The organism is Vibrio sp. YT-17, assembly GCF_033337375.1.
Taxonomy (GTDB): domain Bacteria; phylum Pseudomonadota; class Gammaproteobacteria; order Enterobacterales; family Vibrionaceae; genus Vibrio; species Vibrio alginolyticus.
Window position 1 is genome coordinate 113,648 of sequence record NZ_JAWOQP010000005.1, and the last position, 24,099, is coordinate 137,746.

Below are 24,099 nucleotides of genomic sequence, written 5' to 3' on the forward strand. Positions count from 1 at the left end.
TTGTGCTCTCCATATCCACGCTCCCCTGTAAAAATTTGTTGCCATTCACAAGCTTAAATGATGATTCTTAAATTTGAGAAAGTGGCTTTTTATGGTGATTTGCGTCACAGAAAGTTGGCTTCTTTGTGATATTCTCCGCAACGAATTGACTATGGCTAAACCAACGCAACGAGCTTTATTTTTCGGTTGGGTATGCGGATGAAGCTCATGAATAGATGGTCTTGAGGTTACCTTTTTCCGTTTTACGTCATTGGCGTTTGAATATCATTTTTGATTCTTTCCTACGCTATTTAGCTATTTCTATTCGAAGAAAAGAGAAAGTTACGGCTTCATATTTTACGGCAGTATGCTGCCGCGGTGTGTTGCTTTGTGTACAAGAAAAAGGAAAAGAATAATGAAAAAAATCGCTATAGCAGTGGCTACTGTACTTGCTGGTGGTGTGATCTCAAACGTTGCACTTGCTGACACTTACATGGGCGGTAAAGTAGGTTACAACTCTCTAAACGATGCGTGTTACCTAAACGAACCTTGTGACGACGACAGTTTTGCAGCATCTATGCATTTAGGCTACAGCTTCAACAAGTACGTTGCAGCAGAGTATGGTGTTGATTACCTTGGTGACTTCACTGCAAACTTCAAAAAGCCTGGCCTAAACACCGTTGATGGTGACCTTTGGGCGTTGACGCTTGCTCCTAAATTTAACCTACCACTAACGGATTCTTGGAATCTATTCGCGAAAGTTGGTGCTGCATACATGATGGCTGGTGACGAGAAAGATTTCGTACCAACTGGCTCTCTGGGTGCTGAATACCAAATCAACTACAACTGGAGCCTACGTGCTGAATACCAACGCTACCAAGATATGTCTGATGATGTAATTGAAGACATGGATTCAGATTTCTTCGGTATTGGTTTCAACTACAAGTTTGGTTCTGAGCCTGTCGTTCAAGAAAAAGCCGTTGAAGAGGTAGTAGAAGCACGTCCTGCAACACGCATTGTAGATCATGTTTACCCTGCTCAAACAACAGCGACAGTACAATTCGACTTAGAAAGTGCAGAAGTGAAAGACGCGTCGAACCTTTCTGGTACCGTTGATTTGATGAATACTTACCCACAAGCTCAAGTTGAGATCACGGGTTACAGCGATACGACAGGTTCTGCGGCTTACAACAAGCAACTCACAGAAAAACGTGCGAAAGCCGTTGCTGACGAGTTCCAAGCAAAAGGTATTGCGGCTGAGCGTATGACAGTGAAAGGCATGGGTGAAGCTAACCCAGTGGCAAGCAACGAAACACGTCAAGGTCGTCAAATGAACCGTCGTGTTGAAGTGGTTGTTCCTGCGTTTGAATACCAAACAACTGAAAAAGCAGAATAATTCCTGCTTAAGATAAAGTTCCAAAAGCCAGCGTGTATCACGCTGGCTTTTTTGATCCCGCTTAACTAACTCAGTAGTTGTGTAGAAACATAGTTATATCGGGACGCTTTGACATGTGCTCAACATACGTAAACTCAGCACCTTCATCAATTTGTCATCACCAGTTCATAGCATGACAGCCAAGTGTTTGGGAGAATGATATGCAAAGTTTACCGCCGCTCAATTTGCTCCGAGCTTTTGAAGCCACGGCGCGACTACAGAGTTTTACAAAAGCCGCAGAGGAGCTAAATGTGACTCGTGCGGCCGTAAGCCAACAGGTGAAATCGCTAGAGTCACAGCTCAATGCGACGTTATTCGAGCGCAAGGGCACTCACCTTACGCTGACCTGCTCCGCAAAAGAATACTGGCCTGTGGTTAATCATGTGCTTCAAACATTATCGACCACGACGCAGCATTTATTTACTCGTCCCAAGAATACGCAAGTTAACTTACATGTCGCTCACAGCTTTTGCTCTCAGTGGTTAATGCCAAGATTGGCTGATTTTCAGCGACAATTCCCAGACATTTCCTTTAAAATCTCGACCACTGCTAATACAGTTCCAAACGCCAGTGCAATTGCGGATATCGAAATTATTAACGGAGATGGAGATTGGCAAGAGCAAGAAGCCATACGATTAACCCAAGAAAACTGGATCGTTGTCGCAAGCCCGGGCTTTATGCATTTAAACCCGATAAATGACCTCTCGCAGTTAGCTAAAGTGCCTAAAATCTGTACTAGCGGTTATCATGAATCTTGGCAAGATTGGCTTGCGCACCAAGGTTATCAAGGGAAGGTGAGCAAAGTCGTCGCCGAGTTTGAGCATTCATTGCTTGCTATTCATGCTGCGATGAATCAACTTGGCGTGTTGTTGGTAAGAGACTTTCTTGTTGAGGATGAGCTGCAACAGGGCGTATTAGTCCAGGTTGGAACTTGGCATATGCCAAGTTCTGGTGCACATTATATGATGGTTCGAGCATCCGAAAAATCACACGTAAACACCTTTGCTCAATGGTTAATACAGAGTCTTTAATGTTCGTTCAGCGAGTGAGTAGAGCGCATGTGTGGTTTGGCTATTATTAGCAGTAGCAAGTCATCAGTCTAGGACTGAGCGACATGCTTAATGACATCTAATAACCACTGATTTACCGGAGCTTGCTGTTGAGAGCGACGACAGCTCATCACGTAGCGAACATCAAGCTCTAGCCCAGCAGGAAGCGCGATACTTCGGCAACCCTTAGGAACATGTCCACTCATCGTTATGCCAAAATGATTCGTTTGCAAAAGCACTTTTTGAATCATCGCTGGGTGCTCAATTTCCACTTTAGGTGTGGTTCTAAAACCCATATGTTTGAGCCTTTCCAACACAGGGTATCGGTAGTCGTTCCATCCCGGCGTTTTAAAAAGTATAAAAGGGTATTCTTCTAGCTCTTGGGAGTTTTGAGCGGGATGATCTTGTCGAACAAAAAATACCGCTTTTCCTCGCCCCAGTTCGGTCTGAACAATTGACTGTGGCAGATCTTCATCAAAGTAATGAATCGCAATGGCGTTTTCACCGTCAATTAATCGTTTTTTTGCTTCGCTACCCCAGCGCAAACATGAGAATTTTGCTTCTGGAGCGTGCTTTAGTAACTCCAAGTAAAACTTGTCACCGAAGTACTCCCAAAATAATGTGTTGGCATAAATAGTGATTGAGCCGTCAAAATGAGCTGGTGAAAAATGCTGTGGTTTGATGGAATCAATACTGTTGATTATTTGCTCAAAATGCGCAATGTTCGCTTCCACAAAAGCTGTTGGTTCAAAGCCATTTTTGGTCTGAACGAATAGCGGATCATTGAGCTGAGTTTTCATCTTTGTCAGATTTTTGCTGATTGCTCCTGACGTTTTACCGAGTGATTCTGCGACTAACCGGACGTTACGTAACTCATACATCCGTTTTAATACCAAAATATTTTGAATATCCAGATTAACGCTCATACATTGTCTCGCTTGGCTTTTGTCGACAAATCATATCGCTGAATTTCTTAAGAAAAGACAACGCTTGGTCAATTTAAGTTGCTGCCTTATCCCTGATTTATTGAAGGTAACGATAAGTTATTCTTGGTTACATCAGTTTATTAGCATGGATTTCCATTTGGTAAATAATGGCTTTCCTCGTATGAGCGCGTTTCTGTTGTTACAGTTTTTCCACCGAAAGAAAGTAAGAACGATAATAGAGGTGATGTATGAAAAAACTAATCGCACTTGTTTTGATGGTTTGCTCAACAAACGTAGCATTTGCTGGCGATGGGTCATACACGGGCACGATTGATATGACGATGGCAACGAAAAATCAGGTTGACGTAGAGCGTGCAGATTCTCAATTGACGCTGAAGGGTCGCAATGAAATGGCCTATGGCGGTGTAACAATCCATTCGGATGCTGCAACTCAAAAAATTGAACTTCGTGGTCGACGTGATTAATCGAATAGTTTCTTGTTAAGAAAATGCCGCGAAGAACGCGGCATTTCTATATGTAATATCATCAGATCATAATTACCAGATAAGCGTATGGTGAGAAGCTAAGCGCAATGACCACTTGCCATTATTCGCATGGCGGTGCCATATGAATGACAGCTAAGCCCCCCAAAGAGGTTTCACGGTATTTTTTATTCATATCTTTACCAGTCTGATACATGGTTTCGATAACTTTATCTAACGAAATTAAGCATTTACTTGTGCGCTTTAATGCCATACGCGATGCATTAATCGCTTTCATTGCTCCCATGGCATTTCTTTCAATACAAGGTACTTGAACCAAGCCGCCAATCGGGTCACAAGTCATACCCAATGAATGCTCCATCGCAATTTCCGCAGCAATACAAATCTGCTCGTTACTGCCCCCTCTTAGCGCTGTTAAGCCAGCGGCAGCCATGGATGAAGAAACCCCAACTTCTCCCTGACACCCCACTTCTGCACCAGAAATTGACGCGTTAGTTTTATATAAGATGCCGATAGCGCCGGCGACTGCGAGAAAGTCTTTTAGCTGTTTAACATCGAGCTCTTTGATGAAGCGATGGTAGTACATCAATACCGCCGGAATCACTCCTGCTGCACCATTCGTTGGAGAAGTGACGACTTGCCCTCCTGCTGCATTTTCTTCACTAACCGCAAAGGCAAAGAGATTGATCCAATCCATGATCTCCATCGGATCGTTTTCAACTGCAGCGTTGGCTTCGAGCTTTTTCAAAAGGTTTGGTGCTCGACGAGTGACATTTAGACCACCTTCCAAAATCCCTTCCGTATCGAAACCACGTTGCATGCAGAGCGACATCACTTTCCAAATTTGCTCTGCTCTTTGGTTAATTTCTTCGTCTGAGCGAAATGCGAGTTCGTTTTGGAGGATCATGCCTCCCAAGCTGAAACCGTTCGTCTCGGCTTTTTCCAGCATCTCATCTGCGGATGTAAACGGAAATGGTACTGCGACCTCATTTTGTTGCGTGCCGTTCTCTAGTTCGTCGGCGGTGGCGATGAATCCGCCCCCAATGGAGTAATAAATTTCAAACGCTACTTGATCTCCAGCTGCGTCTAATGCCGTAATCGTCATGCCATTTTCATGCAGGGGAAGGTTGTCGCTATGAAAGACGATGTCATGGTCGTAGCTAAACTCAATCTGGTGTGTACCGGCGAGCATGAGCGTATTATTGTCTATGGTATTTTGTAGCGCACTTTTGGCACTGCTCATTTTGATGGTATCAGGTTTATTTCCCATCAAACCAAGGACCGTGGCTCGGTCTGTATGGTGCCCTCTACCTGTCAGTGACAATGAGCCATAAAGGTCCACTTGCACCCGATGCACTTTCGCCATAGAGTCGCTAACTAGCTGAGTGAAATGGAATCCGGCAAGCATAGGACCATTAGTGTGGGAGCTGGATGGCCCGACACCAATTTTAAATATATCGAAAATCGACAGCATAATTGACTTCCTTTAGCAGTGAACCTTTATAAAGGTCTCTAGAACAGTGTTGTTAACTAGATGTTAAAGCTTGTGGGTCGGGAGTGAAAGAAGATTTTTGTAACACTGCCAACTAAGCGCGAGATTTTAAAATGAAGTTAGACAACATCGTCATCGTTTTAGGTAAACGCCTCGTCAATAACAGGTTGACCTCTGAGGGCATAACAAGAGTCGAAGCTTTGTCTTGTAGGACTGCATCACTACCGACAGAGCGAACGGCGATTATTTTTTGTGGCGGAGTAACGCAAGGACAAAGTGTTTCTGAAGCAGAGGCGATGTACGCGTATTTTAGAACCCTAAACGCAGACTCTGTGAATCCGTTCCCTGAACGTCATATACTCTTAGAAACGGAGTCGTTGAACACGTTTCAAAACATGCGTTATGTTTCCCAAGTTTTGTGCAAAAGTGGGTTGTTCGAGTTATGGTCGGGGCATCCGGTTGAGGTTATCTTGCTGTCTAATGACTACCACCTCGAACGAATCATTGATATCCAGAATTTGATGGATGAGCAAGGCTTATTACGAGTACTTAAATCCGATTGCGAATCCATGGGGGTGACCCTCAATATTCCACTGGATATCAGCAAACATATTAGCGTGCCATACCCACATAAAGGGCTTATGGCGGAGACATTCTTGCTACTCGATGAACTCACAACCTACCGAGTTTATTTAGAAGGGATCAAGCATGGCGCATTTTTCCGAGATTTATCAATTGTCCGAAAAAAGCCACTGATGATCGCAAGAGATGCTATTTACAAATTGCTCTCTTTACCGCTCGATAAAGAGGCTTTGCAACATATTGAAGAAATGAAAAAGGCCGTCGAAATGACGGCCTTGGATGAATCTGTAGGTGCTGCGGAAAAGGCATTAAGTATCTTCCATCCGATACTGACGGCATTGAACCGTCGCTTTGACCCAGAGTCTATTCATTAAGCTCGCGTTTTGTGCGGACGGCGCTTAATGCGATCAAACAGTAGCAAAGCAGTTCTATACCTTCTTCTGAGATATTTTTAACATCACGGATGTAATTTTCGTCCATCACTTGTTGCCAAAAACTACCCATACCATACAAACGAGAGAAGACTAATAATAGCATTACAGCACCAACTAATAGCTTCATATGTGGCACCGTTAAAATGGTCGCCATTTCGTTCATGGTACCTTTACCACCTTGGTAAGCTTTGGCGCAAGCCAGTGCGGTGACAGCAAGTGCTGGGAAAACCCAAGAGCCATGATGAATCATGTCTGTCCAATAGTCCGTTTCGCGAATAATCAGTACTGCAAAAAATCCTGCAATCAAAATAGCCGCATGCTTTAGCTGAGGCTGTTGTTTCGATAAGCTGAAAAACGACCATGATGCAATAGCAAGCATCACAAGCTGGAGCGTTTCTGTAACGGAAAGCTCGCCAAGGCTTGATCCCAACACGACATAATCAAGACGAAGACTAAGGTTAACGAGAATACTTATAGCGACAATCATCAAGGCGTTTAAACTCGATTTATAAATAATGCGCTTTGATTTTTCAGTAACAACGTTGCTTGGGGCTGACTCGGCTTCTTTTACTATTTGTGTTTTCATCTTGCTCACCTGTCCCAGAAAATGTGGAAGAAATGTGAATTAGTGTGATCTGTGTTTGGAATTTTATTGTCCAAGTGGAAAGTTATGTCAGGGGAATGTCAAGAATAGAACACTGTTCGATATAGGGTCGATGTGCGGTAAAGTCAGAGATATGTAAAAACAACGTAAGAACACTTTGATAAATCAAATAAAAAAGGAGCCCAAAGGCTCCTAAGTGATAGAGGGAAGGTGACGTATCGACAAAAATAATTAGTAGTTGTCACCCTCATTTTCTTTGTGATTCTCGCGATAGTATTCCCATTGCTCGACGCGTTCATTGTCCGACAGCACACAGTAAGTGACACGTTCGCCGTTTTCCGACACGGTATCCAGCTCACCACCTTGCTGAACACAGTATACGGCTGCGGGATTTGCAACGGAGGTATACTCAGTTGATCGGGTCGCTCCCTCGTAAGTTGAACAACCAGCCAGTACCAATGTTGCAGCCATAGCCATCATTAAATTTGTCTTTTTCATTCTTTATCTCCGCATGGGGTGGGCGAGTATTGTATTGATTATAGGCAACTTTAAGAGATTATTGTCTTATCGATGTTAAAAGTAAGAGGGACGTATAAGAATTTAGATATTCTCATTTATTGCTGATTAGCACGTCACACTTCTGTTCTTGGCGTATTGTTGTGAAGGTCATATCAATCACTTCCTGACAAGCGCTCGAACGTACCTGGCCTACAACAATGATTTAAAGTGTGAAATTCGGTAATATGCGCACAAAACATTGACCGTGGTATTTTCGATGAGACATTTAAAATCGACCGTTCATCCAGACATAGAGCATTTGGATGACAAAATTGTTTTTCAGCGCAATGCAGCGCGAGCCATTGTACTTGATGGTGAAGATGTGCTGTTGCTCTATACAGAACGTTACCATGACTACACGCTACCAGGCGGTGGTATTGATGATGGTGAAGATGTCATTGCTGGATTAGTCCGTGAATTAGAGGAAGAAACGGGCGCCCAAAATATACATGGTATTAAGCCTTTCGGAATCTTTGAGGAGTTTCGTCCGTGGTACAAGGATGACGCTGACGTGATGCACATGGTGTCGTATTGTTATACATGTAAAATCGAACGTGAGCTAGGCGAAACGGCGTATGAAGATTACGAAGTTAAAAATGGAATGCGCCCGGTATGGATGAACGTACACGAAGCAATTGCACACAATGAAAAAACGATGGCAGAAAGCCCGAAAAAAGGCATGAGCATTGAGCGCGAAACGTTTTTACTTCAGTTGATTTCTAAAGAATTACTATAAACAGCTAGTTTGCATCATTACGACTTAGCTTCTGTTGGCTCTATTGTGGGCAAAGATTTTAGAGCAATAAAAAAGTCCGGACTCCCCCCCGGAACCCGGACTTATTCCAGACGCGCAAGCGAAGCGTCATCTTGATATGTTAGATTTGTTTCGAACTATGAAAACAATAGCTGTTTTACATTTAGTGTGTAAATAATTATTAGGTCTGACCATTGGTTTTCATGTTTTTTTGCAAACGCAATGTGACGCATATCTACCCAATTGCCAAGCGCAATTGGGGCGCTTTTTAGTAAACCACTACTCTTTCTTATCTTTGAGATACCTTACCTCAACTTTTTTGCACACGTTTGCATAGAGATCACGAGTTTTCAAATCCGCCGAACAGGATCTTGTGATTTTACGTTTCTCTGACATTGAGCTCTGTCGTAGCTTTTATCACAAATTAACTAGCGGAGGCAGTCGGCTAAAGTCGACCAGCGGTTGTGAAATCATAGGAGTGTCTGGAGCAAACAAGAGTAAAGGTTGAAATGATGAGGATTGTAACTGACCGATATCTATCAACTTTTCCAATGCATAGAAGCGGCTGACGTATTGGCGAGTCTCGTTAGGCAGCGTGAGTTGTTGGAAATCTCGACTTCCTGCTCGCTGAATAGCACGTGCAACACGTCCTTCTCCGGCATTGTATGCAGCTAAAGTGAGAGCCATATTTTGATCGAATTTGTTGTATAAAAACGCCAGGTACTTGAGCGCGGCCGTTGTGCTGGCTTCTGTGTCAAAGCGATCGTCTTGTTTTGTATTTATCGTTAATCCGAATCGTTTCGCTGTGGCTGGTATCAGCTGCCAAAGTCCGGCGGCGTTAGCGTGAGAAACGGCTTTGGGGTTGTAAGAAGATTCTAACATTGGCACTAAGGCTAGGCTATTTGGTAATGAGTGGTTTTGAAGCTGTTTGAAAATGTGGTTAATTACCGGCTTGGATGAATCGAGACGCTTGGCAATTTGTGGCTTGTATGGGGCTAATACTTGATACTGCGTTTGAATATCGACAGCATTTGGTTTTGCCTGGCATGTGAATGGAAGGTAGGACAGAAAGGCAATAAAAATAAAAAGGCCTACAGTACTCAGCCGAGATGGCGACTGAATCTGTAGGCAAGACGAACATCGTTTAGAACGATTTATCTTCATAAGTGTGTTGCACAGGTTGTTTGAGTTGACTGACCAACTCATGGAACGCCGCAGAGCTGTGGCCATTGCTCTGATTGTATTGTTGGCACTGACTTACCAACGTTTCCAATAGCGCCCATTGTTTTCTAGCTTGCATACCTATTTGGGCAGGCAAAGCATTGAAAATTCGTTTTACGCTGGCGTCATTACACGCTAACCCCAGCGCTCGCATACACTGGCTTCTGTCATTGGCGGAGCGGCTGAGTTTATTGAGTATCGGCATTTGTTTCTGAACATTGTCGTTCAGTGCCTCTCCATCAAACTTTAAGTACAATACCTTTTGCTGCTGAAGCAAAGGAAGCAGTTGTTGATAAAGCTTAATATCCTCAGATATAGAGCGAACAAATTGTTGAATTCGCTGCGATACTGCGCTTGCCATGATGTCTTCCTAGCGTTTTATTACTCGTGACCTGCATGGAACTGCATGATTGCCTTGGATAGCACTTTTGTATCTAGGCTAAGTTCACCACGCGCTAATGCGTTGCGTACTTGTTCTACTTTTTCCATATCAACATCAGGTAGTGATGCCATTTCAGCTTGAGCGCGATCTATCGCTACGGTATTCGCTTGAAATGCAGGCTCGTGTACTTTGCTCTGTTCGACGACGTCGAGAGGCTGTTTGCTTGCTTGCTGTAATTTTGTTTGTGGGACATGACCGCCCGCGACTTTGTCGATTTTCATGCTGTGGTCCTCATCATCATGTTCTAAATTAAGTAGGCGGTTAGAATGTGATAAACATTAAATATTTTTTTTGTACTCGAAGTTCAGTGTTACTGACGAGAGCCAAAATTAAAAAATGTTACCCCGAGTCAAAAAATCAAAATTGAGTATGAACCTGGTTTAATCCAGTTACGACTGCTCTTATGACCTTGCCCGAACTTGGGTTTTCCACGTCAATTTGTTGCCCTTTCGCTCCATCTTCTAAGGCGACTCCTTTTGTGCTGGCACTAAATCCATTTTTGCTCGCAATGACTATGACTTCATTGCCTTTCTCGATTAGAGGTGGGGCCGACAAATTGGATGGATTAACCACTTGTCCAGCCCTCAAACGACGAGAGGTTTCTAAGCCTACTGCTTGCTCGGGGCGAGTATAAAAATCGTCTTGGCGAGAGATGGTTCGGGTTTCAAGCTTTATGTGTTTAGCCGTTACGACTTCATTTCGGCCAACCGTGGTTGTCGCGACCAAAACAGGCAGAGTCAGCGAAGACTTTATCGTAACGTTAATTCGCCATGGTGATGCGATATTGTCGCAGCTGACTGAGCGCTTGAGGTTACCGACTGGCAACGTGTTGTTGTCACGACCTGTGATAACTAAAGGCGATTCACATTCTGGCAAGTGATTGGCTGAACCGGGCACCCACATGTCGAAGTCCAGTTTGTACTTCCCCCACTGATTGGAGAGCGCTACGCGATCCACCTCTTGTTCGAAATCCGTTGCTACAACGGACCTTATCTCTTCAACGCTGAGGGTTTTGTCATTGGTGTTGGCGAATGCTTGTTCTGATGTCAAAGCGAGTAACGTCAGCATTATTGTTGAGGAAGTAGACACTTTCCTCTTGTTTTTAATGCTTTCCGAGAACCGGAAGTTTGGCTTCCATCCCTGTTTGTAAATCATTGATATATATGGCTATTTTTTATGGCACGTATCTTGTTTGTATGTTGGCGTATTCGAGCCAACTGTAAGGAAGATGCATGGCGATCACATTTGAAAATGCTTTAGGAGTACATCCAGAGGCACTTAATTTTCGCGTTCAGCGTACCAAAGTCCTCGCCAGTAACCTAGCAAATGTTGACACCCCTGGGTATTTGGCGAAAGACCTAAGTTTCACCACCGTAATGAACCAAGTAACGGCAGGTGGTGTGAACAAACCGGTGCCAAAGTTCCAGGTTCAGGCCCAATACTCGGTGCCTTACCAGAATAGCAAAAATGGCAACACCGTAGAGCTTGGTGTTGAACAAGCAAAATTCACGCAAAACAACATGGACTTTCAAACTAGCCTGACGTTTCTCAACATGAAATTTAATGGCTTAGCGAAAGCGATTGAGGGACGTTAATTATGTCATTCACTGATATTTACTCGATCACTGGTTCCGCGATGACAGCACAAACTGTGCGTCTGAATACGGTAGCCAGTAACTTAGCAAACGCAGATGCAGTATCTGCAAATCCAGAAGATGCTTATAAAGCGCTTAAGCCAGTATTTGCGACTGTGTACCAAAAAACGCAAATGACAACAGAAAATGGAGCTTATCCCAATGCAGAAGTTCGCATTGTTGACGTTGTTAAAAATGCTGGAGATGCAGAGAAGCGTTTTGAGCCGAACAACCCACTGGCTAATGATGAAGGCTATGTGTTTTACCCAGATATTGATGTAGTTGCTGAAATGGCAGACATGATGTCCGCAACACGCAGCTTCGAAACGAATGTTGAAGTATTAGCCAATGTAAAAAGTATGCAGCAAGGTCTGCTTAGATTAGGGCAGGGTAGCTAATGAGTATTGCACAATACACCCCTTTATCGTCTGACGCTCCAGTAAATACAAAAGCAAAAGACAGCAACGGTATCTCACCAAACCCTAAAGACATGAACAGTGCTTCTTCATTGGAGAATGAGTTTATTTCTTTGATGGTGGCTCAAATTCAAAACCAAGACCCACTTAATCCCCTTGATGGTACGGAATACGTTGGTCAATTGGCTCAGTTCTCGCAGGTACAAAGTACCGAGAATATGTCTAAGACAATGCAACAGAGCATGGTGTTACTGGACAACATGCAAGTGCTGTCAACAGCGGGCCTTGTTGGGCAAACGGTTTACGTCAATGCGGATGAATTTCAGCTTGGTGAAGACGTACAAAACGGAAAAATCGAACTCGCTCATAGCTCAAACCAAGTCACGTTAGTTGTTAAAGATGAATTTGGTCAATCAACTAAAGTGCCACTAGGTGCTCACGGCAAAGGTGACGTCGACTTTTCAATTAATCCTGAAGAACTTGGTCTTAAACCAGGCAAATACTCAGTGGCCGTAGAAGTGCAAGAAGGGCAAGCAAGTCCAAATGTGCTGATGGCAGGCACTGTTGAGCAAGTGCGCATTCCTAATACCGGTGGCGCAGCATTAGTCAATGTCCATGGCGTTGGCAACGTTCCTTTCTATCAAATCACTCAGTTTGGTGCTTAACCAAATACGGAAATCAGAGGTCTATTTATGAGTTTTAACATCGCACTAAGTGGTCTGGACGCGACCAACACAGAGCTAAACACAATCAGCCACAACATTGCCAACGCATCAACGTATGGTTTTAAAGGTGGCCGCACAGAATTCTCCGCTGTATATAACGGCATGCAACCTGGTGGTGTGGAAGTCGCGTCAATTTCACAGAACTTCGACAAAGACGGCAGTATCACAGGAACTGGCCGTGCGATGGACCTAGCTATTAATGGCGGTGGCTTTTTTGTTACTAAAGATAATATGGGCCAAATGTTGTACACACGTTCAGGTGTGTTCTCAACGGATAAGAACAACTTTGTTACGGCTAACAGCGGTGCAAAGCTTCAAGGTTACAGTGTCGATAGCAACAACAACCTAATGACAGGTTCTGTGGGTAATATTCAGGTATCGACTTCCTCACTGAATGCTAAAGCAACAGACAGCTTAGATTTTGTTGCGAACTTCGACGCAAGCGCGTCTGTTATTGATAAAGCCGTAACGCCATTCAATCCAAAAGATCCAAGCTCATTTAACTCGTCTTACACAACAAAAGTCTACGACTCATTGGGTAACTCGCACACGGTAACTCAGTACTTTACTAAGACTGCTTCTAACTCGTGGGAAGTGAACGTTCAAGTAGATGGCGGTACGACGCCAGTAGCAACTGTGCCTGTAACGTTTGGTAAAGACGGCTCGCTTTCAACACCAACTGCGCCGTTTAATGTTTCATTCCCTGCAGCAGGTGCGAACGCGATGAGTGTAGACATTAACCTGAAAGGCAGCACGCAATTTGGTGCAGCTTTTGGCGTAAGTACTAATAGCCCTAACGGTTACACATCAGGTGAACTTGCAGGTGTACGCGTTGAAGGTAACGGCATGGTTTACGCGACTTACACTAACGGCCAATCACAGCTACAAGGTCAGGTTGTTCTTGCTGATTTTGCAAACACACAAGGCTTAGCGAAAGTGAGTGGAACATCATGGACTCAAAGCTTTAGCTCAGGTGCTCCAATTATGGGTGTTCCGGGGTCAGGTACGATGGGTGACCTAACTCCGGGTGCATTAGAAGGTTCTAACGTTGACTTAACCAGCGAGCTTGTTGCTCTAATGACTGCACAACGCAACTACCAAGCAAACGCAAAGACAATTTCTACCAGCGACAAGCTTACTCAAGCTTTGTTTAACGCGGTGTAATGGGAGTTTTGCATGGATAGTTTGTTATTTACGGCAACGTCGGGTGCCAGCCGAGTTCTTAAAGCGCAGCACGTTCGTTCAAACAACTTATCAAATGCTGATACTGCGGGTTTTCGAGCGGATATGGAGCGTGTGCGTAGTGTAGAGATGCAAGGCCCAGGTTTTGATGGTCGCACTATGGTTGTGACCAACTCTGCCTCAACACGTTTCGACGCTGGCGATATTGTGAAAACAGGACGTCCGTTGGACGTTGCGGTTATGGGTGAGGGGTATCTCTCTGTAGAAACCCCAGCGGGTAACGAAGCTTACACCCGTGCAGGCAATATTCAGGTCGATACTTTTGGCGCTCTAACAATCAATGGGTTCCCTGTCCTCGGTGACAATGGTCCTTTGGTTGTGCCGGACTATCAAAAGATTGAAATCAGCGAACGTGGTCAAGTCTCAGTGATCCCACCAGGTGGCGGCGCAGAAATTGTGGCAGGCACTTTGAAGTTGGTTAAACCGGAAATTAATCAACTGCAAAAAGAGAGCGATAGCTTGCTGCACAGCGTAGATGGCGTGCCATTCGCGGCAGATGAAACCGTGCAACTCTCTCCTGAGCACATTGAGGGCAGTAACGTATCTGCTATTGATGAATTGGTTAGTGTGATGTCGCTGACGCGCAACTTTGAAATGCAAGTTCGCATGATGAAAACGGCGGAAACTCTAGCAAAAGCTGGTAACAAATTAATGGCGGCGAGCTAAGTCTCGCCCCGCAAGGAGTAAAAAATGCATTCAGCATTATGGGTAAGTAAAACAGGCATGGCAGCGCAAGACACGAAGATGACTGCCATTTCTAACAACCTAGCAAACGTAAACACGGTTGGCTTTAAGCGTGACCGAGTCGTATTTGAAGATCTTTTCTACAGCATTCAGCGTCAACCAGGCGCTCAAGTAGACCAAGTTAACGAATTACCAAGTGGTATTCAGCTAGGTAGCGGTGTTCGCGTTGTTGGCACACAAAAAGTGTTCACGCAAGGTAATACCCAAAACACAACGCAAGAGTTGGATCTTGCTGTAATGGGTCAGGGTTTCTTCCAAATAGAAAACTCGGACGGGCAGATCATGTATACACGTAATGGTCAGTTCCATCGAAACTCAGAAGGCTTAATGGTGAACAGTCAGGGCCTGCCTTTAGAGCCTCAAATCCAGATCCCTGACAATGCGGTCTCTTTCTCTGTGGGTGTTGATGGCACCGTGACTACAACAACAGCAGACGATCCAACACCTCAGCAGCTTGGTCAAATTACACTTGCAAAATTCATCAATCCAGCAGGCTTAGAGGCCATGGGTGGCAACTTATTCCGTGAAACGGAAGCCAGCGGTCCAGCTGATGAGCTGATTGCAGGAGCTGATGGTGCCGGCATTATCAAGCAAGGTGCACTGGAAGGGTCAAACGTACAAGTAGTAGAAGAGATGGTCGACATGATCACCACTCAACGTGCGTATGAGATGAATGCGAAAGTGGTCTCTGCTGCAGATGACATGCTGAAGTTTGTTTCGCAATCAATGTAAGTATGAAATTGGTGATGATGAAGGAAAAAGCAATGAAATGGCTTTCTAAGAGTTGGGCAGTAGCCGCCGTGTTGCTGGTGGGATGTGCTGGCCGTCAGGAATTTATTCCGCCTGAGCCGAATGCTGAGGAATATGCACCACCAACGCTCGATTACACGCTGCCGGAAACCCAATCTGGTAGCCTTTATCGTCACCAATACACGATGACTCTGTTCCAGGATCGTCGTGCTTACCGAGTTGGCGATGTATTAACGGTTCAATTATCAGAAGAAACCTCATCGAGTAAAAATGCGGGTACTAAGTTCGGTAAAAGTTCAGCAATTAACTTTGTGGCGCCGACCATAGGCACGAAAACTATCGATGAGTTAGGGGTTAGCGTGGATGGCAAACGTAACTTCGATGGCAGTGCATCAAGTTCACAAGGCAACAAGCTTCAAGGTGCCATTACGGTAACGGTACACGAAGTATTACCTAATGGCGTATTGCGTATCAGCGGTGAAAAATGGCTTCGTCTGAATCAAGGCGACGAGTTTATTCGTCTAACCGGTATCGTCCGTGTGGATGATATTAACCGCAGTAACCAAGTTTCTTCTCAACGAATTGCTGATGCAAGAATTACCTACGCAGGTCGCGGAGCGCTAGCTGACAGCAACGCAGCCGGGTGGCTAACTCAGTTCTTCAACAGCCCATGGGTACCTTTCTAATGAAGACAATGCAATCTTTCTTTATGTCTCTCCTATTGGTGTTGACCTTGGGACTACCAGGCACTTCACGTGCTGAAGCGGAAATTCCGATCATGGACTTGGTCGATGTTCGCGGCATTCGAGAAAACCAACTGGTTGGTTATGGTTTGGTAGTTGGCTTAGCCGGCCAAGGTGACCGAAACCAAGTGAAATTTACCTCTCAATCTATTACCAACATGCTACGTCAGTTTGGGGTTCAAATTGATGACAGTATGAACCCTAAGCTACGAAATGTGGCTTCTGTGAGTGTGACAGCGTCCGTTGACCCAATGGCAGGCCCAGGACAAACGTTGGATGTGGTTGTGTCTTCAATCGGTGATGCAAAGAGCCTTCGCGGTGGTACGTTATTGCTAACGCCTTTACGTGGTATTGATGGCGAAGTGTACGCGATTGCGCAAGGTAACGTGGTTGTGGGCGGCTTATCTGCAGAGGGGCGAAGTGGCTCCAAAGTAGAAGTAAACACACCAACGGCGGGTCGCGTTCCGAATGGTGCGACTTTAGAGAGAGAAATCAAAACCGATTTCAACCAACGTGATGAAATCACCCTAAACCTGCGCAAGCCTAGCTTCACTACAGCAAAAAATATTGCGCGTGAAATTAACAACACTTTTGGACCTAACGTTGCAGTTGCGATCAATAAAGCGCGCATTGATATGCGTGCACCAAAAGATACACAGCAGCGTGTCGTCATGATGTCGATGCTTGAAGAAATGAGCGTCGTTGAAGGCCGTAAACCTGCTCGTATTGTCTTTAACTCTCGCACTGGCACCGTAGTGATCGGTAAGAGTGTCAAAGTGAGTGAAGCAGCAGTAAGTCACGGTAACTTGACCGTGCGAATTTCTGAATCACAACAAGTTAGTCAGCCTAATGCGTTTGCAAATGGCGATACGAAAGTCGTTAACCAAACGGACCTTGATGTGAATGAAGATCTCGCTCAGATGGTGATTTGGCCTCCAGGCACGGAACTTAACACCATAGTTAATGCGGTAAATAGTTTAGGTGCCACGCCTACAGACTTGATGTCTATCCTGCAAGCTTTGAGTGAAGCGGGTGCATTGAACGCTGAATTGGTCGTGATATAAGGAGTTAAGGATGAAGCTAGACAGTACCAATGAACAAACTCAGTTAAATTCGATGCTTTATCACGACAATAGTGCATTGGCTAACATCAAGCATAGTCGTGATCAAGAAGGCGCACTTGAAGTCGTCGCAGGTCAATTTGAGGCAATGTTCCTACAAATGGTGTTACGCCAAATGCGCAGCAGTAGTGACGCTCTTGCTGATAAAGACAGCCCGTTTGCCAGTCAGCAACAAGGGGTATTCCGTGATATGTATGACGGACAGCTGGCGATGGAACTAGCAAAGAAACAGAGCTCAGGCATTGCCAATATGCTCATCCAGCAGCTGAGCCCGTCTATGCGTGAGGTTGCTTTCGATGCTGCGCGCAACATCTCATCCGCTAACGATGGTAAAGGTTCGAATTCTGAATCTATCTCACAAGTAGATTCTAAAGAGGTGGAGAAGAATTCAAGCCTATTTAATACCGCTTCTCAAGCCGTCGCCTCTGTTAAACAGGTATTCTGTGAGGCCGGTATGACTACCGCGTTTTCTCAGCCGTTGATCAGAAAAATGGAGCTGTAAATGAACCTAGTTAATATTGCCCTTTCAGGTTTAGGCGCGAACCGTGTGGCCCTAGACGTAACCGCGCAAAACGTGGCAAACGTGAATACCGTGGGTTACAGTCGTCAACAAGCGTTGATGGCGTCTGTCGATGATGGTAAAGCCAATCGCTTAAGTCCAGGTTTAGGGGTAGAAGTCACTAGCATTCGCCGCGTTACTGATCAATTTCTGATTAAGCAAACGTGGTCGACTAACAGTATGGCGGCATACGCATCTGGATACACCAGTAACATGAGTCAGCTGGAGAATACGCTTGGTGCCGATGGTTTCAGTATATCGGCTGGCTTGGACTCGCTAAACGCTGCGCTTAACGATGCGACCGTTAAGCCGGAATCCATACCTTACCGCCAGCAGATCATTAACGAATCTGAAGCTTTGGCCCGCCGTTTTAATACGCTTACCGAATCTTTATACAATCAACATAAAGACATGAGCGACCAACGTAATGCAGCGCTTAACCACGCGAATAGCCTTATGGAAAATATCGCGAAGGTGAACAAGCAACTGGTAGAGATGCAAGGTACAGGTGGTAACCCATCACAGTTAATGGATGAACGAGATAGGTTAATCGGTGAGTTATCTCAAACCATTGAAATCAAAACAACACAGCAGCATGACGGCAGTGTTCAGGTCACACTAACCTCTGGTCAACCGCTTGTGATGGGTACGGACCATGGCAAACTGGAAGCCATTCCTGACCCGAGTGATCCTTACTTGGCGGACTTACACGTCACGTTCTCGAATCAAAGTTTTGCGATTGGTGACTCGCTTGGTGGCAAATTAGGTGCGATTAATGACTATCAAACCGAAGTGTTGAAACCAAACCAATTGGCTCTGAATGACATGGCGAAAGCTCTCGCGGATGAATACAACGCCGTGCTTGCAACTGGCAAAGACTTAAATGGCAACCCAGGTAAACCTTTGTTCAGCTATGACCCAGCAAACCCTGCAGCCAGTTTGGATATTACCAAGCTAACTCCAGATGAGCTTGCGTTCTCAAGTGATGGAACACCTGGTAACGCAGATGCGTTGCAATCATTGATCGAGTTAAGCAACAAGCCAGTGGCGGTATCAGGTTACGGCTCAGTAAGCTTGAACGATGCCTTTAGTTCAATGGTGGGTCAAACCGCAATTAAAGCACGCCAAGCTAACGCTGATTATCAAGCGAAGTTAGCCATGAACAAGCAAGCGCACGCAGCTCGCGATAATGTTAGTTCCGTAAACAGCGATGAAGAAGCGGCTAACCTAATGATGTTTGCTAATGCGCACAATGCCAACATGAAAGTGATCAGCACAGCAAATCAACTGCTCGATTCTATTCTGCAGTTATTCTAAGAGGAAAGTTTAGATGCGAATTAGTGACAATCAATTTAGTCAAATGATGTTGCACAGCTTGCAGAGCAATAGCGCGGGATTAGGCGAAGCTCTGCAACAGATGTCTACTGGCAAGCGCTTGACCAAGCTGTCTGACGATCCAATGGCTTCGATCAAGTTGCTTAACTTAGACCGAGAAACCAGTGCGATTGCTCAGTACAAAAACAACATTGAAAACGTAAAAACGACGCTATCGAGTCAAGAAACCCATTTAGATTCGATCAAAGAAAGCTTAAAAAGCATGCGAGACATCGCGCTTTGGGGTGCGAACGGCTCTCTTACTGACGAAAGTCGTGGCGGTATGATTACAGAGCTTAAGAGTTACCGTGACTCTATTGAGTCGTCTTTTAACGCGCAGGATGAAGAAGGGCACTACCTTTTCTCTGGTACTAAAACGGATACTGCGGCTGTAAGTAAAGCGAGCGGCAGCTACGTAATTGAAGGTAATAGTGACAAGCGCGTAGTAACAATTGCTAAAGGTGTCACGATGGATTCCAATATGACTGCAAAAGAAATATTGGACCTTGGGGGAGGCCATAACGTGCTTAACCAAATTGATGCGCTGATCAAAGAGTTTGAGAGCCCTACCGCCAACTTCAGAGCTGAAGTTGAGGCGAGTATCAGCGCTATCGACGATACTTTTTCAAACGTACTAGGGACCATGACTGAGATTGGTGGTCGACACAACAACTTAGATCTTGTTGGTGGCGCGCACAGTGAAAACAAGCTGTTCGTTGACAAAGTATCTGGAGACCTCTCTGCTCTGGACTATGGTGAAGCGTCGGTACGATTGAGTAATTACATGGCCGCTTTGCAAGCAACGCAAGCAAGCTATGTGAAGATCGATGGTTTGTCGCTGTTTGACCGTTTATAAGGTTAGGAAGTTCTTTTTATGGTAATGAGTACAGTAGAGGTTAGACCCCATAGCATACGCTTAGGTGGACAAGAACAAGCCTCTATCATGCCGACCCGTTCTGCAGACTCAAGTACGGCAATTAAACCGCGCCCGGCGCAAATTCAGGCTGACACTGCGTCAGCCTACTCTGTATCTGGTATTCAGCTTACGCAGGGTCAGCAGCAAGCCACGGCGGTTCAGATCGCGTCCAAATCGCTGCAGGTGATTGGCAAAGAGCTCACGCAAATTAAACGTGGTTTGACGCAAGCTATTAATCAAGGCGTACAAAATGTTCCTGGTTTGCAGGATACATTGGTTCGTTCTAAAGCCACCATCCAAAAAGTCGTTGAGCAAGCACGTTTCGATGGCCAGAAAGTCCTAAATAACGAACTGCACTTAAAACTGGATAAAGCGGACATTCGTCGCTTTTCTATTCCAGGTTTGAATGTTCATCGCTTAAGCGACAAGGCCGAGCAAATCCGTTTGGATTTTCCTCAAGGTCAAGCGGTGATGATTCAGTTTGATGGACAATCAGACGGTGAGCGAACGGTCAAAATGCTGGATCGCAGCTTGATTGCGTTAGGAATGCGAGCCTCATTAGCCGATGATGGCAGCATTTTATTTGAAGCCAGAGACAACGCTTATCAACAAATGCAGCAAAAGGTGATGGTAACGGGGGAAGGGCACCGATTCCCTGCGGGACAGCCTAACGTTTTGAACTTAAAGTCTGAGCCAGATGGTATTGCGGAGCTCGGGTTTGATCTAGGCTCACGCGACGGCATCAAGCAGACGATTGCCAAAGTAAATCAGCATCTGAAACAAGTTCAAACGAGCTTGCAAGAAGCGAAAGCTTTTCATGGTGAACTGAATACTCAAATGCGTTCTATCCAAACCAAAACCGCACAGCTTTCAGTCAATGAGGTGAATGTAAAACTGGATGGATTCATGCAAAAGTCTGGCGAGTTTACTTCGACTTTTCAGGCATTGAATGCGCAAGCAAACGTGCGTCGTCATACTGTGGTCGCTTTACTGAAGTAACGAACACTCCAATGATTCCCGGCTTTACACTGTTATCGTCCCCCAATAACGAAAACAGCGCACTGTCGGGAATCTCTCTTTGACTCGTCTAGGGCTCGAGTGCTTTTGCCACCGAACGATTCAATTTCTGGAATAGCCATCCAAGTGCTATCAAAGACGCACCTAAGCCTAAGAAGCTTATCGCTCGCCAGAACCCATCCAGAGAGCTCACATCCCATAAGAATACTTTCAGTGCGACACAGGCAAGGACCACTAGACCGACACGCTGCATCATCAGCCCCTGTTGGGTCACGCCGCGCCAAGTAAGCAATCCACCTACGAGCAAGCCAGCCACTGAATAACTGAACAACTCTGCCATGCTGGTTGGCTGATACAGCATCATCGATGTGGTTTGCCAGAATTGACGGATAGACATCCCCAACCAAATGGCTGCAAGTAAAAAGCCTAGACTAGCAATCGCAAATCGATGAACTTGCAACGTATTCCAGCGCTTAAAGGTTGCGATAAGCAGGATGCAAGCTGGTAACAGCCAGCCGATACTCAGCATGTTAAAGATGGGAAGTGCTTGTGCCGAGACGTTATCAGTCACCAACGGCGATTCTGCCGTATTAAGCAAAATAATCAATATAGCGAACGCGCACCAAAGCAAGTAACTATAGATTTCGTAGATACGGCTTAAGCGTTGCGCAAATTGGCTGCGGTAGCTGTATACCAAACCCATAACTAATGCTTGATTGGCAAAGACTGCCGCACTTGTGAAGTCGATGTGCCCCAAGTAACCATATTGCCCCGTTAACCAGTAGTTAGTTTGGGTGAACAATGCCATTAAGAATACATGTAAAAACGCCCCTTCAAACCAGTTGGTCAGTTCTCGGTCCACTTGTTTTAGTGTTGAACGAGCATAAGACAAGATGAAGAGAGAAGGCAGATAACTCACCAGAACCCAAGCCCAATGCCCAGCTTCTACCGGTTGCCATTCGGGGATGAAAGGTAGCAGCGTGAGTCGGATAACCAGTATTCCCATTGCCACTTTAATCGCCCAACTCGCAGGTCGAAATAACCCGACTTGAGCCTGTAAGGCCATTATCGCAACTTGTATTGAGATTGCTGTTGTTAACCAAGTATCGCTCAACCAAACAAAAGCGATACCTACGATTAAAGCATGCATAACGGCAGAGCATTCTAATGCCAACGGACGTGCACGCTGACCAAGCACAACATAGTAAGTGGCCATCAATGCGCAGAATGCAGTCCAATACCACAGGTAGCCTTGCATAAATTCGTCAACATAAAACAACGTAATTAAGCTCATCGCGGGAGCCAGCACCAGCAGAAGCAGCCCACTGAGTTGCGAACGGTCACTAAGTGTTTGGCAATATGTTCGATAGCAGATCAGCGCAATACTCACCGCCAATGCGAATAGGATGCTAGCTTCTCGCTCTAACATATACAGCGCATCAAAAGCGATAGTAAGAACAATCTGCGCGGTTGCCGAGACGAGAATGGATGGCAAAAATATACGTAATGACCAGCCTGTACGAAGTGCTGGTAGCCAGATGATCGCAACAAGCAGCGTATAACAGTACGCTATTTGTAGAGTGTTCAGCTCCGGCATTCTGGTGACGGCAGAAAAGGTCAATAATACAATTGCGAGAGCGGTAGCGGTCGGCGAGTTTGTCCACTTGCTTTGATAGTGACGAAAGCGAGGATTGAGCATCCAACCCATTCTCGGAACCGCGAAAATGAGATACAAAGTGATGGAGAGATAAATCGCGAGCCACGAGAACAACAGTTCTGTTGGTACACTCTCAATCAACAGCAACATCCAAATGACATGTGGAATCGCGATACTTGGCGTAATCCATGACCTACGCACTTTTTGCATCAATAAGGTCGCCGCGAACGAAATTGCGCAGATGTATCCGGCTAACAAAAAGTAGTTGGGTTCATTACCCCCAATCCACAGTGGTGCTGTGTAGCCACCAATTAAGCCAAGCACGGCCATTAACGGCCCTTGTCGCAATGATAATGCTAAACTGAAAAATGCCGCTGAAGCCAAGATGATCAACGAGATACTCGGCGTTAGCATTTGATAAACCACAAAGGCAAAAATGACGGTGCAGTAAATGCCCGTTAATCCCGTACCGGTAACAGCAGCAGGAACATACGTAAAGCCTTGGGCTCGTGCTGCCCGTTGCGGATTCTGTTGTTCTTTACGGTGAAACCACTCGCCAACAAGCACCATAAGTAATGAGATCACAAAGGCAAAGGACACTCGCATAAATGGCGAAAACTGGATGTGACTACCAATCACCTGTACGAGATAACCTCCACCGATCAGCATGGCCAATGCGCCTACCCAAACCAACCAATTTTCTTGAATGTTGCTAAGCAGGCTCTGAACTTTACTCTGAAGGAATGACTCATTTTCTTGACTAAAAACATCCAGTTGCACTTCTCTTGTCTGGGCGTACCCTTGATTCGCAGCGCTCTGGTCCAAGTCTAGGTTGGCAGCTGGATCATGTTCCCCAGAGGATGAGACATTTTTCTGTGGTGATTCTATGTGAGGTGACGTCGCTACAGATGGTGTGTCTTTTTCGATGCTGGATTGTTGGTGCGCTTGTGGGTTTGAGCCCCCATGGACACTGGCTCGTAGTGATGTGACTTCCTCACGAAGTTTGGTTAGTTCTTTTTCTAAAAGTGCAGCTCGGTTGGCGGCTTTCACTCCGATGAGGATGGCGAGACACGCCATGAACAGTGCTAGTATTACGTACAATCCATTTCTCCTTGCGTACGTCGCGTGACCCACGATTCTTAACTTTGAGCACTTACGCTAAAGCTTAGTTCATGCTCTATGCCTTAGCCTCATATAGTGCTAGGTTCCGCGCTTTCTTCAG

26 protein-coding genes are annotated in these 24,099 nt (G+C 45.3%); 17 read left to right on the top strand and 9 right to left on the bottom strand.

The annotated features are described in order from the left end of the window. The first annotated feature begins 394 nt into the window (after positions 1-394). Entirely contained in the window at positions 395-1,375 is a 981-nt protein-coding gene (locus R7F67_RS07000) for an OmpA family protein (RefSeq protein WP_005374035.1), read from the top strand. A gap of 200 nt (positions 1,376-1,575) precedes the next feature. Further along, positions 1,576-2,445: a LysR substrate-binding domain-containing protein gene (locus R7F67_RS07005; RefSeq protein ID WP_318057119.1), complete on the top strand. Its 870-nt coding sequence runs from the start codon at positions 1,576-1,578 to the stop codon at positions 2,443-2,445. A 68-nt stretch (positions 2,446-2,513) separates the two neighbouring features. Here R7F67_RS07005 and R7F67_RS07010 read toward each other — a convergent pair whose 3' ends face one another. Beyond that, on the bottom strand, positions 2,514-3,389 hold the full coding sequence (locus R7F67_RS07010; RefSeq protein ID WP_047102796.1) for a LysR family transcriptional regulator: 876 nt from the start codon (positions 3,387-3,389) through the stop codon (positions 2,514-2,516). 248 nt (positions 3,390-3,637) lie between these two features. Here R7F67_RS07010 and R7F67_RS07015 point away from each other — a divergent pair, with 248 nt between their 5' ends. Further along, positions 3,638-3,874: a hypothetical protein gene (locus tag R7F67_RS07015; protein WP_005374030.1), complete on the top strand. Its 237-nt coding sequence runs from the start codon at positions 3,638-3,640 to the stop codon at positions 3,872-3,874. A 121-nt stretch (positions 3,875-3,995) separates the two neighbouring features. Here the strand turns inward: R7F67_RS07015 and R7F67_RS07020 are convergent, their stop codons facing one another. Continuing rightward, entirely contained in the window at positions 3,996-5,366 is a 1,371-nt protein-coding gene (locus R7F67_RS07020) for an L-serine ammonia-lyase (RefSeq protein ID WP_005374028.1), read from the bottom strand. 131 nt (positions 5,367-5,497) lie between these two features. On the opposite strand from R7F67_RS07020, the gene R7F67_RS07025 reads away from it, so the two are divergent. Beyond that, positions 5,498-6,340 (top strand): YdcF family protein, encoded by an 843-nt coding sequence (locus tag R7F67_RS07025; RefSeq protein WP_318057120.1) that lies wholly within the window; start codon positions 5,498-5,500, stop codon positions 6,338-6,340. Here R7F67_RS07025 and R7F67_RS07030 read toward each other — a convergent pair. Beyond that, positions 6,330-6,986, bottom strand: a complete 657-nt coding sequence (locus tag R7F67_RS07030; RefSeq protein WP_005374025.1) for a hypothetical protein — start codon at positions 6,984-6,986, stop codon at positions 6,330-6,332. The two genes, R7F67_RS07025 and R7F67_RS07030, sit on opposite strands and share 11 nt — an antisense overlap. A 249-nt stretch (positions 6,987-7,235) precedes the next feature. Beyond that, positions 7,236-7,502 (bottom strand): DUF333 domain-containing protein, encoded by a 267-nt coding sequence (locus R7F67_RS07035; protein WP_005374023.1) that lies wholly within the window; start codon positions 7,500-7,502, stop codon positions 7,236-7,238. Positions 7,503-7,779: 277 nt separating this feature from the next. Between R7F67_RS07035 and R7F67_RS07040 the strand changes: the two genes are divergently transcribed. Then, positions 7,780-8,298, top strand: a complete 519-nt coding sequence (locus R7F67_RS07040; RefSeq protein ID WP_017635106.1) for an NUDIX hydrolase — start codon at positions 7,780-7,782, stop codon at positions 8,296-8,298. A 435-nt stretch (positions 8,299-8,733) separates the two neighbouring features. Here the strand turns inward: R7F67_RS07040 and R7F67_RS07045 are convergent, their stop codons facing one another. The 4 genes from R7F67_RS07045 to flgA all read right to left on the bottom strand — a co-directional run bounded on the left by R7F67_RS07045 (position 8,734) and on the right by flgA (position 11,134). Next, a complete protein-coding gene (locus R7F67_RS07045; protein ID WP_025768021.1) occupies positions 8,734-9,480 on the bottom strand; it encodes a lytic transglycosylase domain-containing protein in 747 nt (248 codons plus the stop codon). After that, positions 9,461-9,898, bottom strand: coding sequence for a flagellar export chaperone FlgN (gene flgN / locus R7F67_RS07050; RefSeq protein ID WP_005374018.1), 438 nt, complete (start codon positions 9,896-9,898; stop codon positions 9,461-9,463). The genes R7F67_RS07045 and flgN overlap by 20 nt, the downstream gene beginning before the upstream one ends. A gap of 20 nt (positions 9,899-9,918) precedes the next feature. Continuing rightward, the gene (gene flgM, locus R7F67_RS07055) at positions 9,919-10,200 is read right to left on the bottom strand and encodes a flagellar biosynthesis anti-sigma factor FlgM (protein WP_318057121.1); all 282 of its coding nucleotides are present in this window, start codon (positions 10,198-10,200) and stop codon (positions 9,919-9,921) included. 136 nt (positions 10,201-10,336) lie between these two features. Next, entirely contained in the window at positions 10,337-11,134 is a 798-nt protein-coding gene (gene flgA / locus R7F67_RS07060; RefSeq protein ID WP_005384406.1) for a flagellar basal body P-ring formation chaperone FlgA, read from the bottom strand. 77 nt (positions 11,135-11,211) lie between these two features. Here flgA and flgB point away from each other — a divergent pair, with 77 nt between their 5' ends. From flgB to R7F67_RS07120, 12 genes are read left to right on the top strand one after another with little or no spacing between them, the layout of a single operon-like run. Continuing rightward, entirely contained in the window at positions 11,212-11,574 is a 363-nt protein-coding gene (gene flgB / locus R7F67_RS07065) for a flagellar basal body rod protein FlgB (RefSeq protein WP_005374013.1), read from the top strand. Between the two features lie 2 nt (positions 11,575-11,576). Next, positions 11,577-12,011: a flagellar basal body rod protein FlgC gene (gene flgC, locus R7F67_RS07070; protein ID WP_005374012.1), complete on the top strand. Its 435-nt coding sequence runs from the start codon at positions 11,577-11,579 to the stop codon at positions 12,009-12,011. Beyond that, positions 12,011-12,694, top strand: coding sequence for a flagellar hook assembly protein FlgD (flgD, locus tag R7F67_RS07075; RefSeq protein WP_005384410.1), 684 nt, complete (start codon positions 12,011-12,013; stop codon positions 12,692-12,694). The genes flgC and flgD overlap by 1 nt, the downstream gene beginning before the upstream one ends. Before the next feature lie 27 nt (positions 12,695-12,721). Next, entirely contained in the window at positions 12,722-13,918 is a 1,197-nt protein-coding gene (gene flgE / locus R7F67_RS07080) for a flagellar hook protein FlgE (protein ID WP_017635110.1), read from the top strand. Positions 13,919-13,930: 12 nt separating this feature from the next. Then, complete coding sequence (gene flgF / locus R7F67_RS07085) at positions 13,931-14,662, top strand: flagellar basal-body rod protein FlgF (protein WP_005374009.1); 732 nt, start codon at positions 13,931-13,933, stop codon at positions 14,660-14,662. Between the two features lie 24 nt (positions 14,663-14,686). Further along, on the top strand, positions 14,687-15,472 hold the full coding sequence (gene flgG, locus R7F67_RS07090) for a flagellar basal-body rod protein FlgG (RefSeq protein WP_005374008.1): 786 nt from the start codon (positions 14,687-14,689) through the stop codon (positions 15,470-15,472). A gap of 32 nt (positions 15,473-15,504) precedes the next feature. Then, positions 15,505-16,176, top strand: a complete 672-nt coding sequence (flgH, locus tag R7F67_RS07095) for a flagellar basal body L-ring protein FlgH (RefSeq protein ID WP_017635111.1) — start codon at positions 15,505-15,507, stop codon at positions 16,174-16,176. After that, a complete protein-coding gene (locus R7F67_RS07100) occupies positions 16,161-17,297 on the top strand; it encodes a flagellar basal body P-ring protein FlgI (RefSeq protein WP_086026720.1) in 1,137 nt (378 codons plus the stop codon). Before flgH ends, R7F67_RS07100 begins: the two co-directional genes overlap by 16 nt. A 10-nt stretch (positions 17,298-17,307) precedes the next feature. Next, the gene (locus R7F67_RS07105) at positions 17,308-17,856 is read left to right on the top strand and encodes a rod-binding protein (RefSeq protein WP_318057122.1); all 549 of its coding nucleotides are present in this window, start codon (positions 17,308-17,310) and stop codon (positions 17,854-17,856) included. Next, positions 17,857-19,230, top strand: coding sequence for a flagellar hook-associated protein FlgK (gene flgK, locus R7F67_RS07110; RefSeq protein WP_005374000.1), 1,374 nt, complete (start codon positions 17,857-17,859; stop codon positions 19,228-19,230). A 13-nt stretch (positions 19,231-19,243) separates the two neighbouring features. After that, positions 19,244-20,143 carry a flagellar hook-associated protein FlgL gene (flgL, locus tag R7F67_RS07115; protein ID WP_005373998.1) on the top strand — a complete coding sequence of 300 codons (900 nt, stop codon included), beginning with the start codon at positions 19,244-19,246 and terminating at the stop codon, positions 20,141-20,143. An 18-nt stretch (positions 20,144-20,161) separates the two neighbouring features. After that, on the top strand, positions 20,162-21,202 hold the full coding sequence (locus R7F67_RS07120) for a flagellin (protein WP_171344263.1): 1,041 nt from the start codon (positions 20,162-20,164) through the stop codon (positions 21,200-21,202). A gap of 88 nt (positions 21,203-21,290) precedes the next feature. On the opposite strand, the gene R7F67_RS07125 is transcribed toward R7F67_RS07120, so the two are convergent. After that, positions 21,291-23,954: a DUF2339 domain-containing protein gene (locus tag R7F67_RS07125; protein ID WP_373921107.1), complete on the bottom strand. Its 2,664-nt coding sequence runs from the start codon at positions 23,952-23,954 to the stop codon at positions 21,291-21,293. Positions 23,955-24,099 lie beyond the last annotated feature (145 nt).